Source organism: Streptomyces sp. NPDC054840, assembly GCF_053611065.1.
The window spans coordinates 1-1,038 of sequence record NZ_JBSGZP010001170.1 but is presented as its reverse complement, the minus strand read 5'-3'; the positions used below and the strand labels follow the sequence as shown (position 1 = coordinate 1,038).

Sequence of the window (1,038 nt, the reverse complement as noted above, 5' to 3'; positions counted from 1 at the left end):
CTCGGGGCGGGGCCGGCCGCATGTACGACCCCTGAGACGTGGACCGGGTCCGTCCCGCCGGCGCCGCTGCCCGACGGCCCGCGCCTGCTGATAATCCAAGGCTTCCGCCCGCCGACCCTCCAGAACCGCTGCTCACAGGAGTACGCGCCCTGAGCGGCGCACGGCCCGTTTTCGCCGGACAGAAGCGGAGCTGAGGGCGCAGGCCGGCCGTTACGTGTCGCCGACGGCGTCGTCTCCCGCCGAACCCGCCCCCGCACCGGACCACCCTGTCCGATGCCCATGAGTCCGCCGGCCTCGTGCAAGAGGGGAGGGAGTGCTGGATGGCACTGGTCCTTGGGCGGCCGGTGCTGGGCGCTGGTGACCGGTCGGCCGACCGCCCCGTACGGGCCCGCCCCCTGCACAACGTCGACCGGGCCGGGTGAGAGGGGCTTTTATCCGGAGTTCATGAGGGTGTCAAGTCCCGAGTTTCCGGAACATGCCCCGGGTGTGGCCCCCGGGGCTTACTTGTGGTGCGGGCCTCACCGGAAACAGAACGAGGCAGACGAAAGAAACGGAATACCTCCCCGAGGATCCCTTCTCTCGCCGATATCACCGCACCGTCCCGGAAATCCGGGCACGTCAAACAGCCCTCTTGATCTGTAGGAGAAAGTCATGAACCGCAAGATGCACACCAGCAATGTTGCCCGTCCCACCCGTCGCGGTTTCCGCGTCGCCACTCTGGTCGCCGCGGCCGCTGTCGTCACAGGAGGAGTTGTGCTTCCGGCGTCCATGGCCTCGGCCGCTCCGGTGGCTTCCCACGTGGCAACGGCCCTCCCGAACGGCGGAGGCGCCGGAGGTGACGGTGGCAAGGGCGGTACCGGCGGTCTCGTCGGTGGCGCCGGTGGCGCCGGTGGATCCGGTGGCGGAAGTGTCCTGGGCACCGGTGGTAAGGGCGGTAACGGCGGTACCGGTGGAGACGGTGTCCTGGTCGGCGGCGCCGGTGGCGGTGGCGGCGGGCCACGTCGTCGATCAGGTACGACAGCGGCTGCGGAACCGGCG

General features: G+C 70.0%; 1 protein-coding gene. It reads left to right on the top strand.

Annotation, left to right across the window (positions count from 1 at the left end):
- Positions 1–835: 835 nt before the first annotated feature.
- On the top strand, positions 836–1,038 hold a 203-nt coding region (locus tag ACWGIU_RS38430; protein ID WP_453712796.1), incomplete at its 3' end, for a hypothetical protein.